This is a genomic window from Bradyrhizobium sp. YCK136 (assembly GCF_044570075.1).
Lineage (GTDB): Bacteria > Pseudomonadota > Alphaproteobacteria > Rhizobiales > Xanthobacteraceae > Bradyrhizobium > Bradyrhizobium diazoefficiens.
Genome location: NZ_CP172424.1, coordinates 193,151 through 205,620 on the forward strand (window position 1 = coordinate 193,151; position 12,470 = coordinate 205,620).

The following is a 12,470-nucleotide window of genomic DNA, read 5'->3' on the forward strand; positions in this document are numbered from 1 at the left end:
TCCGGAATGACGATGACACTCAACAGGGCCATCAGATGTCCCTGATCGGCCGCCTCGTCGTCATCTTCATGGGCTTTCTCGCCGCCTGCTTCGTCGGCGGCATGATCGTCGTCGTCGCGCTGCTGTTTCCGGAATTCGCCGATCTCGGCGCAGGCCCCGTCGATGAAGGCGCGATCGACATCCTGCTCGGATTCGGTTTCATCTTCGTCTCCGGCTTTGCGCTGGTGCCGGCGGCGGTGATCGTCGCGATCACTGAAGCGCTCTACATCCGCAGCGCACTGGCCTACGCCGTCGGCGGCGGCGTTGTGGGGCTCGCCTGCTACCTCGGCCTCGTTCCCTTTCACTCCGACACGTTGCAGTTCGAAGGCGTCGTGCGGCGTCACCTCGAGATCATGACCGGCGCCGGCATCGTGGCCGGCGTGGTCTACTGGCTGATCGCCGGCCGCAACGCCGGCGCCTGGCGCAATCCGCCACCCCCGCGCAAGCCGCCTCCGCCGCTGCCGTCGCAGTCGAGGCCCGATGCGCGGTGACTGGCGCTGTCATTCCGGGATGGTCCGAAGGACCAGACCTCAGGTGCGCAATTGCGCACCGGGGAATCTCGAGATTCCGGGTTCGGCTCTGCGAGCCGCCCCGGAATGACGGTGAAAGGGTTTTCATCCCCGCCCCACTCCGCTAAACCGCGCGGCATGAACCGGACTGGACTTTTCATCGCCCTGGCGCTGTGGCTCGTGATCGGTGTCGTTTTCGGCCTCTATCCCGAACTCGATCTCAAGCTCGCCGCGCTGTTCTTCGATCCCGAGACGAAGACGTTTCCGCTCAAATCGAGCGGCTGGGCCGGCGTCGCGCGTGACGCGGCGATGTGGATCGCCTGGGCGTTCGTGCTGCCCTCGCTGGTGGCGCTTGTGGTCAAGATGATCCGGCCCGATCGGCCGCTGATGGTGTCGGGGCGCGCGATCGTGTTCCTGCTGGTGACGATCATCCTGTCGGCCGGAATCCTTACCAACCTCACCTTCAAGACCTATTGGGGCCGTCCGCGCCCGGTGGTGGTGACGCAGTTTGCCGGCGACCAGCAGTTCGTGCCGTGGTGGGATCCGCGCGGTGGCTGCGTGCGCAACTGCTCGTTCTTCTCGGGTGAGGGCGCGACCGCGTTCTGGACGCTGGCCCCGGCAGCGCTGGCGCCGCCGGCGTGGCGCCCGCTCGCCTATGCCGGCGCGGTCGTCTTCGGCCTTGTGACCAGCGGGCTGCGCATGGCCTTCGGCGGGCACTTCTTCACCGACGTGTCGATCGCCGGCCTCGTCACCTTCGTCGTGATCTGGTTCGCCTACGCGATGATTTACCGCTGGCCGCGGACGCGGTTTTCGGACCAGGCGGTCGACGCCGTCCTGACCCGGCTGAACATGCCCGCCTACCGGCTCCGCCAGCGCCTGTTCGGCCGCAAGACCGGCCCCGAGCTGTCAGTTTGAGCCATTAAATGCGTGCCGAGCCCTGCGAAATTTGATATTCGCCCGGTCAATCCGCAACCGCCATCAGCCCCCTGAGACCCGATTGGAAGCCCCATGACCACGATCCTGAAGAGCCTGCCCAAGGGCGAGAAAGTCGGCATCGCGTTTTCGGGCGGCCTCGACACCAGCGCGGCGCTGCTCTGGATGAAGCAGAAGGGCGCGCGCTGCTACGCCTATACCGCCAATCTCGGCCAGCCCGATGAAGCCGACTACAACGAGATCCCGCGCAAGGCGCAGGAATTCGGTGCCGAGAAGGCCGTGCTGGTCGATTGCCGCACGCAGCTCGTCCACGAAGGCATCGCCGCGATCCAGTCCGGCGCCTTCCACATCTCGACCGGCGGCATCACCTATTTCAACACCACGCCGCTCGGCCGTGCCGTCACCGGCACGATGCTGGTCGCGGCGATGAAGGAGGACGGCGTCAACATCTGGGGCGACGGCTCGACCTTCAAGGGCAACGACATCGAGCGCTTCTATCGCTACGGCCTGCTCACCAATCCGAGCCTGCGCATCTACAAGCCCTGGCTCGACCAGCAGTTCATCGACGAGCTCGGCGGCCGCGCCGAGATGTCGGCGTTCATGACCGCCCAGGGCTTCGCCTACAAGATGAGCGCCGAGAAGGCGTACTCGACCGACAGCAACCTGCTCGGCGCCACGCATGAAGCCAAGGATCTCGAGAGCCTCGACAGCGGCATCAAGATCGTCAACCCGATCATGGGCGTGCCGTTCTGGCGCGAGGACTGCAACGTCAAGGCCGAGAAGGTCGTCGTGCGTTTCGAAGAAGGCCAGCCCACCGCGCTGAACGGCCAGACCTTCACCGATCCCGTCGCGCTGTTCCTCGAAGCCAATGCGATCGGCGGCCGCCACGGCCTCGGCATGAGCGACCAGATCGAGAACCGCATCATCGAGGCCAAGAGCCGCGGCATCTATGAGGCGCCCGGCATGGCGCTGTTGCACATCGCCTATGAGCGCCTCGTAACCGGCATCCACAACGAGGACACCATCGAGCAGTACCGCATCAGCGGCATGCGTCTCGGCCGCCTGCTCTATCAGGGCCGCTGGTTCGATTCGCAGGCCCTGATGCTGCGCGAGACCGCGCAGCGCTGGGTCGCGCGCGCCGTCACCGGCGAGGTGACGCTCGAGCTGCGCCGCGGCAACGATTATTCGATCCTAAACACCGAGAGCCCCAACCTCACCTATGCGCCGGAGCGGCTCAGCATGGAGAAGGTCGAGGATGCCGCCTTCACGCCGGCCGACCGCATCGGCCAGCTCACCATGCGCAACCTCGACATCGCCGACACGCGGACCAAGCTGAAGCTCTATACGGACACTGGCCTGCTCTCGGGCAGCGAAGGCTCGCAGATCTTCCGGCTGGAGAACGACAAGGGCTGAGATAGTCGTAGCCGTAGGGTGAGCAAGGCGAAGCGTGCCCACCATCCTTCCACGTCCGAGATAGTGGTGGGCACGGCGCTCGCGCGCCTTTGCCCACCCTACGATTGCGCGATGTGCCGCAACGTCGCGCGCAACAACGAAAACAAAAATGGCCGGGATTTCGCCCGGCCATTTTGCGTTTGTGTGTGCCGTTACCGCGGCGGCGCGGTGCCGGGCGGGGGCGGTGGCAGCGAGGCCTGACCGCCGTTGAGCAGCGGCGTGATGTTGCGGACGGTGACGCGCCGGTTGATCGCGCTCGGCCCCTGCGTCTGCTCCTTCAGGTACTGCTCGCCATAGCCCTGCGACGTCAGGTTCTCCGCAGGCACACCGAACTGCTGGGTCAGCAATTCGGCCGCGGACTGCGCGCGGCGGTCCGACAGCGACAGATTGTCGACCTCGTTGCCGACCGCGTCGGTATGTCCCTCGATCAGGAACACCACGCGCGGGTTGGCCTGGATCGCACGGTTGAGGCCGTCGGCGATCACTTGCAGCTTCGCCGCCTGATCCGGTGGGATCGTCCACGAACCCGTCTCGAAGGTGATCGTGTTGACGTCGATGCTCGGCATCTGCATGCGAATATTCGGGCTGTAGCGGATCTCGTCGAGCGTGTAGCGCCGATTGATCCGCTGCACCGGCGGTGCCTCCATGGTCTGGTAGATCACGTCCGGCGACGCCTCCTCCGCGTCGACGATGTAGCGATCGTAGGGAATGTTCACGACCGGCGGCGGCGCGTCGACATAGAAGCCGCCGACCGACTGCGGATCGCGGTAACTGTTGTCGATGATGATGAGCTCGCGCCCGCCGGGGTCCCTGCGAATTCGCCGCAGCAACCGACCGTCGGGAGCGACCACGGTGATGATCTCGCTGCCGTCGGGACGGATCACGACGGTGCGAGTATCGCCGCCGACGGTGTCGGTGCGGATGTCGCGGGCGCCATAGCGGAAGCGATAGAGATCGTTGCCGCGGACGTAGGCCTGCCCGCCGGGATCGCGGATGATGATGCGATCCGGCTCGGTGTAGACGGTGCGGCCGCCTTCGATGGACTCGCGTCGCTGGTTGTGCAGGTCGGCGATGGTCGCACCGATCACGGCGCCGGCCACGACGCCCGCACCGATCGCGAGCGGCGTCAGGTCACGCTGCGGCGGACGCGGCGGAGGTGGCAGCGGTGCGACGACTGTCGGCGCGGCCTGGAAGGCAGGCGTAACCGTCGGCGGAGCGAATTGCGCCCTGTTGGGTGGCGGCGTTGCGGCCGCCGAGCCCGGGACTGTGCTCGGCGCTGCGGCACCGGCAGGAGCCGCGGGCCGGGCCGGGAGGCCGCCGGCCTGGGGCGTCGCAGCCGGAGTTCCGGCAGCAGGCGCGCCGGCGGGCGGCGTTCCACCCTGAGGTCCTGGCGTCGGTCCCGCACCGGGACGTCCGGGCGGCGGCGTCAGAGCGCCGCCGGGGGCCGGCGTTGCCGTCGGAGCCGGGGTCGCCGTGCCGGGCGCGGGCGTCGGTGCAGGACCCGGACGTCCGGATGGCGGCGTCGCGGTGCCGCCGGGTGCCGGCGTGGTCGTTGGAGCGGGCGTAGCGCCTGGAGCTGGCGGTGATCCTGCAGCCGGGGGCGAACCGGGCCGTACGCCGGGCGGCGGTGCACCGGGGCGTCCGGCCGGCGGAGCGCCGGGCGTGCTGCCCGGAGCCGGCGTCGCGGTCGGCGCAGGTGTTGCTGTCGGTGCGGGTGTCGGCGTCGGAGCGGGAGTGGCTGCCGGCGCAGGCGAGCCGGGGCGGGCCGTCGGCGCTGCGGGCGGAGGAGCCACGGGCGTTGGCGTTGCTGTGGGCGCAGGCGTGGGCCGCGCCGCGGGGCCTGCAGGAGGCGGCGGCGGAGGTGTCGGAGTCGGACGTGCCGCGGGAGGAGGCGGAGGCGGCGGCGCGTGCTGTGGAGCTGCGGCGGGCGGCGGCGCGGGTGGCGTGGGCGCCGGACGTGCTGCGGGCGGAGCCGGAGGCGGCGGTGTCGGGGCGTGCTGCTGCGGGGCCGCGGCCGGAGGCGGCGAAGGCTGCTTCGGAGCTGCAGGCGGCGGTGGCGGGGGCGGCGGAGCCGGACGTGCCGCAGGCGGAGGCGGAGGCGGCGGAGGCGCCGCGGGGCGCGGCGGCGCGGCGGCCGGCGGAGGCGCAGCGGGCGGGTGCGGCGGCGCAGCGGCGGGCGGCGGAGCGGCCGGGCGCGCGGGCGCAGCAGGCGGCGCAGCCCCTGGCGGTCCCTTCGGCGGCTGCTTCGGTTTTCCGTCAGGGCCCGTCTCTTGAGGCTGGGCCTGCGCGACCACGAGCGGCGAAGCGCCTTGCGCATGCGATGCGGTGTTTGCCAATTGCATCGCGGTCAGAGCCGTGGTGGCAAGCAGCACGAAACGAAGATTGGTCATAGTGGTGAACTTCCCCGGAAGGTTCTTTGACGAAGTGGTGGGATGAACAGCTACGCGTTAGGCCGCATTGTGGCGGGCGAAGCGGGCGCGGCCCGATTTATTTCTGCACGCAAATCACCTCATTATGCCGATGTTCATTGCGCATTCAGGCGTGGGTTGCAATCGCCTCACATGTGATGGTTCGCCTCATGTGTGATCCCGCTGCGGAGCTGCGTCCGTCGCAGGACCGGGAGTGAGCGGTCCGTTCGGCCCGCGCGATGGAATCTCTTCAGGCATGCGGCCCGGCAATTCGTCGGGCCGCGGTGATTCGCCGGGCTCGTGCACCGGCGGCGTGATTTCGGGCTGAGGATTGCCCGGCGGAATTCCAGGCGGCGGCTCGGTGGGAGTCCCCGGTGTTGCCGGCGGAATCTCAGGCGGTTCGATCGGCATCGGCATCATCGAGTTCGGTTGTCCGGAGGACAACAACGACGATGCCGCGCCGATGTTCCTTGCCGCGTCGTCGCGGGGCGCGCCTATTCGGGCGCGTGACAGACGGCTTCGATGTTGTGGCCGTCCGGGTCCCGCACGAAGGCGCCGTAATAATTCGGATGATAGTGCGGACGGATGCCGGGCGGTCCGTTGTCGCGGCCACCGGCCGCGATTGCCGCCTTGTAGAAGGCGTCGACCGTGGCGCGGTCCTTTGCCGCGATCGCGACATGCACCGGCTTGTTCATGGCGCCTTCGCCGCCAATCCAGAAATCCGGCTTGCCGTCGGCACCGAAGCCGGCGGCCGGATCGTGGCCGGTCTGCTCCGCCGTGACCTCCATGATCAGGCTGTAGCCGAGCGGCGCCAGCGCCTTGGCATAGAACGCTTTCGCGCGCTCATAGTCGGAGACGGAGAAACCCAAATGGTCGATCATCGCAACCTCCGTTGTTCGCCCCTGTCAGCGTGACAGGAACGTATTGCTTCGTGTCTTGCGTGCGATCGTAAAGCCGCGCGCGACCATGTCGGCAATACAATCCTGCTGCCATTCCTTTTGTGACAGATGCTCGATCACCACCGCGCGTGGCCACAGCGCTTGCGGCGCGTCGCGGAAGAAGCCGGTCAGCACGCGGTCCTCGAAGCCTTCGACGTCGATCTTGAGCGCGTCGACCTGCGTGACGCCGGCCTCGTCGAGAATGCGCATCAAGCGCAGCGACGGGACCTTGATCGCATCGGCGCCGGCCGTGCCGGTGACGACGTGGGTGGCACCGAGATTGCCGCCGCCGCTCTCGATCATCAGCTCGCCGTCGCTGTCGCCTGCTGCGGCCTGCACCAGGCGGACCTGCGTCGCTTTCGAGGCGGCGTGGTTGAAGGAGAGACGTCCGAAGGTCAGCGGATGCGGCTCGATCGCGATCACTTTGCCTGCGGGCCCGACCTGCCGCGCCATCACCAGGGCAAACGTGCCGACATTGGCGCCGACGTCCACGAACACGCCGCCCGCCGGCGTGTGCTGGCGCAGGAAGTCGAGCTCGTCGAGATTGTAGTCGGGGTTGAACAGCGCGCCGCGCTCGGTCGCGCTACCCTGGTGGTAGAAGCGGAACGAGGCGCCCTGATACTGCACGTCGACCGGACCGCCGCGCAGCAGATTGACCAGCCGCGACAGCCAGGGCCGGAACGCGCCGCGCTTCAGCCCCGATTGCGTCGCGAGGCGAATGATCGCGGCCTGCGCTGCATTCGGCGCAAACGTGCCGAACGGCGCGGACGAAGGGGCGTTGTCGGTCGTCAAGCAGGCGGTCCTCGTTGCAAGCGGCGCATGCATAGCCGGTTTTGCCGGGGACTCCAACGCTCGATCACCGGTGTCGTCCCGGGGCGCGAAGCGAGCCCGGGACCCGTAACCCCAGGGAGGAGTCGTGACGCCAAACTCCCACTCCGAGTCTTCGCCAAATCTCTCCCTGTGGGTATGGGTCCCGGATCGGCGCTCCGCTTCGCTGCGCTTGTCCGGGACGACGAGGGAGAGAGAAGTGCTTCACGCCGCCTTTGTCGGCGCTGGCTTGCGCGGGCGCAGGAAGCGGCCGAGCAGCCTGCGCCGGCCCTTGCGCGGGATCAGGTCGATGTCGCTGACGAGCTTGGCGCCGCCCTTGCGCCGCTCCAGCACGATCTTGCGGCTGTGGAAGGCTTCCAGCTCGACGCGGTGCGCGACGCTGACGATGGTCGCCTTCGGCAGCGCGTCGGTGACCATCTTCATCATCTTGTCCTGGCTCTTCTCGTCGAGCGCCGAGGTCGCCTCGTCAAGGACGACGATGTCGGGGTTGTGCAGCAGGAGCCGAGCGAAGGCGAGGCGCTGCTTCTCGCCGCCGGACAGCGTCTGATCCCACGGTCCTTCCTCCTCGATCTTCTCCTTGAGATGGTCGAGGCCGACCTTGTGCAGGGCTTCTCCGATTTCGTCGACGGTCCAGTCGTCTTCGGCCCCGGGATAGGCGACCGCGCGGCGCAGGGATCCGGAGGGCACGTAAGGCCGCTGCGGCAGCATGAACAGCCGCCGGTCGGGATGGAAATTGACGCTGCCGCCGCCCCACGGCCACAGCCCCGCAATGGCGCGCACCAGCGTGCTCTTGCCGGTGCCGGATTCGCCGGCGACCAGCAGGCGCTCGCCGGGCTCGATCACCACCTCGGTCTCGCCGACCACGGCGGTGCCGTCGTCGAGCGTGACCGAGAGGTCGTTCAGCTCCAGCATCGCCTCGTTGCTGGTCTCGCCGCGCTTGATGCGGCCGATGCCGTCGCCCTGCTCGGCGCGCTCGAGGCCGTCCAGCGACATCATCAGCGAGGCGATGCGGCGCGCGCAGGCGTTCCAGTCGGCCAGCCGCGGATAATTGTCGACCAGCCAGCCGAACGCGCCCTGCACGATGGTGAAGGCGGAGGCCGCCTGCATCACCTGCCCGAGCGTCATGCTGCCGTCGAGGAATTTGGGTGCGCAGAGCAGCAGAGGCACCACCGGTGCAACGAGGTTCGATCCCTGTGACACCAGCGTGGTGCGCATGTGCTGGCCGGCGAGCCGCGCCCATTGCCGCAGCACGTTGGTGAAATTGCGGTCGATGCCGCCGCGCTCCTCCTCCTCGCCGCCGAGCAGCGCGATGCTCTCGCCGTTCTCGCGCACGCGCGTCAGGGTGTAGCGGAAATCGGCCTCGGCCTGGTTCTTGTCTTCGGAGATCTGCACGAAGCGGCGGCCGATCACCACGATCGAGCTCGATGCGATCGCGGCGTAGAGGATCGCGGCGATCACGAGGAAGCCGGGAATGGTGATGGTCGATCCACCCAGCGCGATCGTGAGCGCGCCGCCGATGGTCCAGAGCACGACGATGAAGGTCACCGCCGACAGCAGTGCCGAGGTGACGCCGGCGAGGAAATCGACCGGCGAATCGGTCGCGATGCGCAGATCCTCCGCGATCCGGTATTCGGGATTCTTGTGGTCGCCGCCGACGAGGTTGAGCTGGTAGTATCGCCCGTTGGCGAGCCACCGCGTCAGCACGCTTGCCGTGAGCCAGGCCCGCCAGCGCCGCTGGATGCTCATCCGCGCGAACACCTGGGCCACGCCGAGCACGATGCTGCCGATCGCGAGTGGAAAGAACACCGCGGTGAGATGAAACACGCTGGCCGCATCGCGCTTCTCGATGGCGTCGAAGATCGCGCGATTCCAGACATTGATGCCGTACTGGAAGGCGACGGTGAGGACGATCAGCATGCCGAGGCCGATCGAGAACGGCCAGGCGAGGCGATCGCCGTTGCGGCCCCAGAAGCCGCGCGCGCTGATCCAGAAGCGGGTCAGCAGATAATCCTTGCGCGCCTGCTCGGCCTCTTCAGGTGACAGCTCGGGATCGGCTTCGAGCTCCTCGGGCGGGGGCGGAGCCACGTCCTCGCCAGTCTCGCCCTCGATTTCGATGATGGGCGGCTTCTTGCCCTGTTCGCGCTTCCCGGCCGGTTTTTGCATGGCCGGACAACGCAAGGGAAATCAGTCGGTTCCCAGCGGTTCCGAGGCCGGGCTATTCGGCCGCGCCACCGCGTACCCGCCGCAGCCGCGCGGCTCTGTGGAGGATCTGCGACAGCTCCTCGATCGAATAGGGCTTTTGCACGAGTTCGAAACCGTCGCTGCCGTCCTGCGCCAGCGCCTCGCTGTAGCCGGTGGTCAGCACGACCGGTGCGCCGATGCCGCGATCGCGGATCGCCCGCGCCAGCTCGAGCCCGGTCATGCCGGGCATGACCACATCGGAGAACACGACGTCGAAACGATCCGTGTCCACGACCAGCTCGGCGAGCGCGTCGGCGGCGTTGTCGACCAGGGTGATGCTGTAGCCGAGCTCGGTGAGCCCATCGGCGGCGAAATTGGCGAGCTCGATATTGTCCTCGACCACCAGCACCGACATGCCGCTGCCCGGCAGCGCCGGTGCGGTGTTCGGCGCCTGCTGCTGCGGCAGCAGGTCCGCCGGCACGCGCGGCAAATAGAGCGAGAAGGTGCTGCCCTGGCCGACTTCGCTGGTGACCGTCACCTCGCCGCCGGATTGCCGGGCAAAGCCAAACACCTGGGAAAGGCCAAGACCCGTGCCGTGGCCGACCTGCTTGGTGGTGAAGAACGGCTCGAAGATGCGCCCGAGGCGCGCGGCCGGAATGCCGATTCCGGTATCGCTGACGACGACGCAGACGAAGCCATTGCTGTCAGGGATATGACCGCCCGGAAGATGCGCTAGTGTGTCCGGAACGGTCGTCGCCACCTCGACCTTGAAGCTGATCCGGCCCTTGCCCTGCATGGCATCGCGCGCATTGGTCGCCATGTTGATCAGCGCCGTCTCGAACTGGCTGGCATCGGCATTGACGAGGCACGGCTCGGCCGGCAGCTGTGTCGCGATCTCGATCGCGGGTCCCAGCAAGGTGGCGAGCATGTCGTGCAGCGACTGCATCCGCTCGCCGACGTCGAACACCTCCGGTTTCAGGGTCTGGCGCCGCGCGAAGGCGAGGAGCTGCGACGTCAGCCTGGCGGCGCGCGCGACCGCATCCGCGATCGCGGTCATGTAGCGCTGCCGCCGCTCCTCCGTCAGTTGCGGCCGGTTCAAGAGGTCGACGGAGGCGCGGATCACGGTCAGCAGATTGTTGAAGTCGTGTGCGACGCCGCCGGTGAGCTGGCCGAGCGCCTCCAGGCGCTGGCTGTGCTTGAGCGCCTCCTCGGCCTCGCGCCGCTTTGCGGCTTCGGTCTGGAGATGCTGGGTGCGCCGGAAGGCGAACGCGAGCAGCAGGAACAGCAGTGCGGTCGCGGGAACGCCGAACACCAGATGCTGGCCCATTGTGGCGAGCCAGCGCGCGCGGATCGCCGAGGTCTCGAGCCCCGCGCTGACATAGATCGGATATTCGGCGATGCGCCTGTAGCCGAGCCGGCGCTCGATCCCGTCTGACGGCCAGGCGATGGTCATGAGCCCGTGCGCGGGGTGCGCGGCGATTTGGCGGCCGACCGGCCCGCCTGGATCGAGCCGGAGGTCGCGGTCGAGCCGCGGAAAATGCGCCAGCACCACGCCGTCGGCGCGACCCATCGCGAAGAAGCTGCCGGGATCGGAGCCGATCCTGGCGTAAAAGCTCTCGAAATATTCCGGCAGGACGGAGGCCTGGATCACGCCGATGAAGCTGCCGTCGTCGGAGTCGCGGCGGCGGCTCATCCCGAAGAAGCGCGCACCCTGATAGGGCGGACGCGGCGTCAGGGGCATGCCGATGAACGTGCCGATGGCCTGGTCGACATGGGCGTAGAAGTAGTCGCGGTCCGCGAAGCTCAGCTCCGGCGGCGGCGAGGCGAGGCTGTTGACCAGCGCCTTTCCGTTCGCATCGAAGATCCAGGCCGATTTGAGCTGCGGCAGCGAATCGGCCAGCCGCTTCAGGCGGCGGTGCAGCGCCGGTTCGCGCGCGCGGATGAGGTCGTCGGGGAGGCCGCGCACGACCTCGTTGAGCTCGGCAAGGCTGCGGTCGATGGTCTCGAACACCTTGAGCGCGTGCTCATGCGCGACGTCGAGGGTGCGCTCGATCTCGCGGTCGGCGATATCTTTGGTCGATGTGTAGGAGATCGTGGCGGCGATCGCGAACAGGGCAATCGGCAATGCCAGGGATGCCGCCATCATCCACTGCAACAGCTTCAGCGAATTGCGTTGCGCACCCTGCACAGTCGCTCCGGTCCCTGGACCCGAGCTTAACTGAATTTCCCGCTGGGAAGGAAGCCGCTTATGACCGGAACCGGTGGTTGCAATTCCAGATAATCGCCCGCGGCGCGGGTTGGCGGAAAAATCTACTCAAATTGACGCCGGCCGCAGCAGGCCCCGGCCATCTCGGCCGGGGATCGAAGCATGAATCAGGTCTAGATCTGCCGCTCGACCATCTTGAGCTTGAGCTCGGCGATGGCTTCCGCCGGGTTGAGGCCCTTCGGGCACGCCTTGGCGCAGTTCATGATGGTATGGCAGCGGTAGAGCCGGAACGGGTCCTCGAGATTGTCGAGCCGCTCGCCGGTCGCCTCGTCCCGCGAATCGGAGACCCAGCGGTTGGCCTGGAGCAGCGCGGCGGGGCCGAGATAGCGGTCGCTGTTCCACCAATAGCTCGGGCATGAGGTCGAGCAGCAGGCGCAGAGGATGCACTCGTAGAGGCCGTCGAGCTTCTCGCGGTCCTCGTGGCTCTGGCGCCATTCCTTCTGCGGTGTCGGCGAGGTCGTCTTCAGCCACGGCTCGACCGAGGCATACTGCGCGTAGAAATTGGTGAGGTCGGGAACCAGGTCCTTGACGACCGGCTGGTGCGGCAGCGGATTGATCTTCACCGCGCCGTCCTTCACGTCGTGCATCGAGCGGGTGCAGGCCAGCGTGTTCTGGCCGTCGATGTTCATGGCGCAGGAGCCGCAGACGCCTTCGCGGCAGGAGCGGCGGAAGGTCAGCGACGGGTCGATGTTGTTCTTGATCCAGATCAGGCCGTCCAGCACCATCGGACCGCAATCATTGGTGTCGACGTAGTAGGTGTCGACGCTCGGATTCTTGCCGTCGTCCGGATTCCAGCGATAGACGCGGAATTCGCGAACGTCAGTCGCGCCCGCGGGCTTCGGCCAGGTCTTGCCGCCGGTGATCTTGGAGTTCTTCGGAAGTGCGAATTCAACCATTGCTCTAACCTTTCGTCATT

At 67.5% G+C, this 12,470-nt stretch carries 10 protein-coding genes; 3 read left to right on the top strand and 7 right to left on the bottom strand.

Features of this window, described 5'->3' with window-relative positions:
- Nucleotides 1-35 precede the first annotated feature (35 nt).
- The 3 genes from ACFLEY_RS00915 to argG all read left to right on the top strand — a co-directional run bounded on the left by ACFLEY_RS00915 (nt 36) and on the right by argG (nt 2,894).
- Nucleotides 36-530: a hypothetical protein gene (locus ACFLEY_RS00915; RefSeq protein ID WP_011083355.1), complete on the top strand. Its 495-nt coding sequence runs from the start codon at nt 36-38 to the stop codon at nt 528-530.
- Nucleotides 531-686: 156 nt separating this feature from the next.
- Nucleotides 687-1,463 (top strand): phosphatase PAP2 family protein, encoded by a 777-nt coding sequence (locus ACFLEY_RS00920; protein WP_060909681.1) that lies wholly within the window; start codon nt 687-689, stop codon nt 1,461-1,463.
- A 93-nt stretch (nt 1,464-1,556) separates the two neighbouring features.
- A complete protein-coding gene (gene argG, locus ACFLEY_RS00925; protein WP_011083353.1) occupies nt 1,557-2,894 on the top strand; it encodes an argininosuccinate synthase in 1,338 nt (445 codons plus the stop codon).
- Nucleotides 2,895-3,085: 191 nt separating this feature from the next.
- Here the strand turns inward: argG and ACFLEY_RS00930 are convergent, their stop codons facing one another.
- The 7 genes from ACFLEY_RS00930 to ACFLEY_RS00960 form a co-directional block, all read right to left on the bottom strand.
- Nucleotides 3,086-5,323: an OmpA family protein gene (locus ACFLEY_RS00930; protein ID WP_211433940.1), complete on the bottom strand. Its 2,238-nt coding sequence runs from the start codon at nt 5,321-5,323 to the stop codon at nt 3,086-3,088.
- Nucleotides 5,324-5,509: 186 nt separating this feature from the next.
- A complete protein-coding gene (locus tag ACFLEY_RS00935; RefSeq protein WP_249163143.1) occupies nt 5,510-5,752 on the bottom strand; it encodes a hypothetical protein in 243 nt (80 codons plus the stop codon).
- An 83-nt stretch (nt 5,753-5,835) separates the two neighbouring features.
- Complete coding sequence (locus tag ACFLEY_RS00940; RefSeq protein WP_011083350.1) at nt 5,836-6,222, bottom strand: VOC family protein; 387 nt, start codon at nt 6,220-6,222, stop codon at nt 5,836-5,838.
- A gap of 24 nt (nt 6,223-6,246) precedes the next feature.
- Nucleotides 6,247-7,071, bottom strand: coding sequence for an FkbM family methyltransferase (locus tag ACFLEY_RS00945; protein WP_060912815.1), 825 nt, complete (start codon nt 7,069-7,071; stop codon nt 6,247-6,249).
- 240 nt (nt 7,072-7,311) lie between these two features.
- Complete coding sequence (locus tag ACFLEY_RS00950; RefSeq protein ID WP_060909683.1) at nt 7,312-9,270, bottom strand: ABC transporter ATP-binding protein/permease; 1,959 nt, start codon at nt 9,268-9,270, stop codon at nt 7,312-7,314.
- A gap of 52 nt (nt 9,271-9,322) precedes the next feature.
- On the bottom strand, nt 9,323-11,476 hold the full coding sequence (locus ACFLEY_RS00955) for a hybrid sensor histidine kinase/response regulator (RefSeq protein ID WP_060909684.1): 2,154 nt from the start codon (nt 11,474-11,476) through the stop codon (nt 9,323-9,325).
- 191 nt (nt 11,477-11,667) lie between these two features.
- The gene (locus tag ACFLEY_RS00960) at nt 11,668-12,450 is read right to left on the bottom strand and encodes a succinate dehydrogenase iron-sulfur subunit (RefSeq protein ID WP_011083346.1); all 783 of its coding nucleotides are present in this window, start codon (nt 12,448-12,450) and stop codon (nt 11,668-11,670) included.
- Nucleotides 12,451-12,470: the final 20 nt, after the last annotated feature.

What these genes read in the sequence shown, in the direction of transcription:
- ACFLEY_RS00915 (WP_011083355.1), top strand. Translation starts at nt 36, where the DNA reads ATGTCCCTGATCGGCCGCCTCGTCGTCATCTTCATGGGCTTTCTCGCC.
- ACFLEY_RS00920 (WP_060909681.1), top strand. Translation starts at nt 687, where the DNA reads ATGAACCGGACTGGACTTTTCATCGCCCTGGCGCTGTGGCTCGTGATC.
- argG (WP_011083353.1), top strand. Translation starts at nt 1,557, where the DNA reads ATGACCACGATCCTGAAGAGCCTGCCCAAGGGCGAGAAAGTCGGCATC.
- ACFLEY_RS00930 (WP_211433940.1), bottom strand. Translation starts at nt 5,323, where the DNA reads ATGACCAATCTTCGTTTCGTGCTGCTTGCCACCACGGCTCTGACCGCG.
- ACFLEY_RS00935 (WP_249163143.1), bottom strand. Translation starts at nt 5,752, where the DNA reads ATGCCGATCGAACCGCCTGAGATTCCGCCGGCAACACCGGGGACTCCC.
- ACFLEY_RS00940 (WP_011083350.1), bottom strand. Translation starts at nt 6,222, where the DNA reads ATGATCGACCATTTGGGTTTCTCCGTCTCCGACTATGAGCGCGCGAAA.
- ACFLEY_RS00950 (WP_060909683.1), bottom strand. Translation starts at nt 9,270, where the DNA reads ATGCAAAAACCGGCCGGGAAGCGCGAACAGGGCAAGAAGCCGCCCATC.
- ACFLEY_RS00960 (WP_011083346.1), bottom strand. Translation starts at nt 12,450, where the DNA reads ATGGTTGAATTCGCACTTCCGAAGAACTCCAAGATCACCGGCGGCAAG.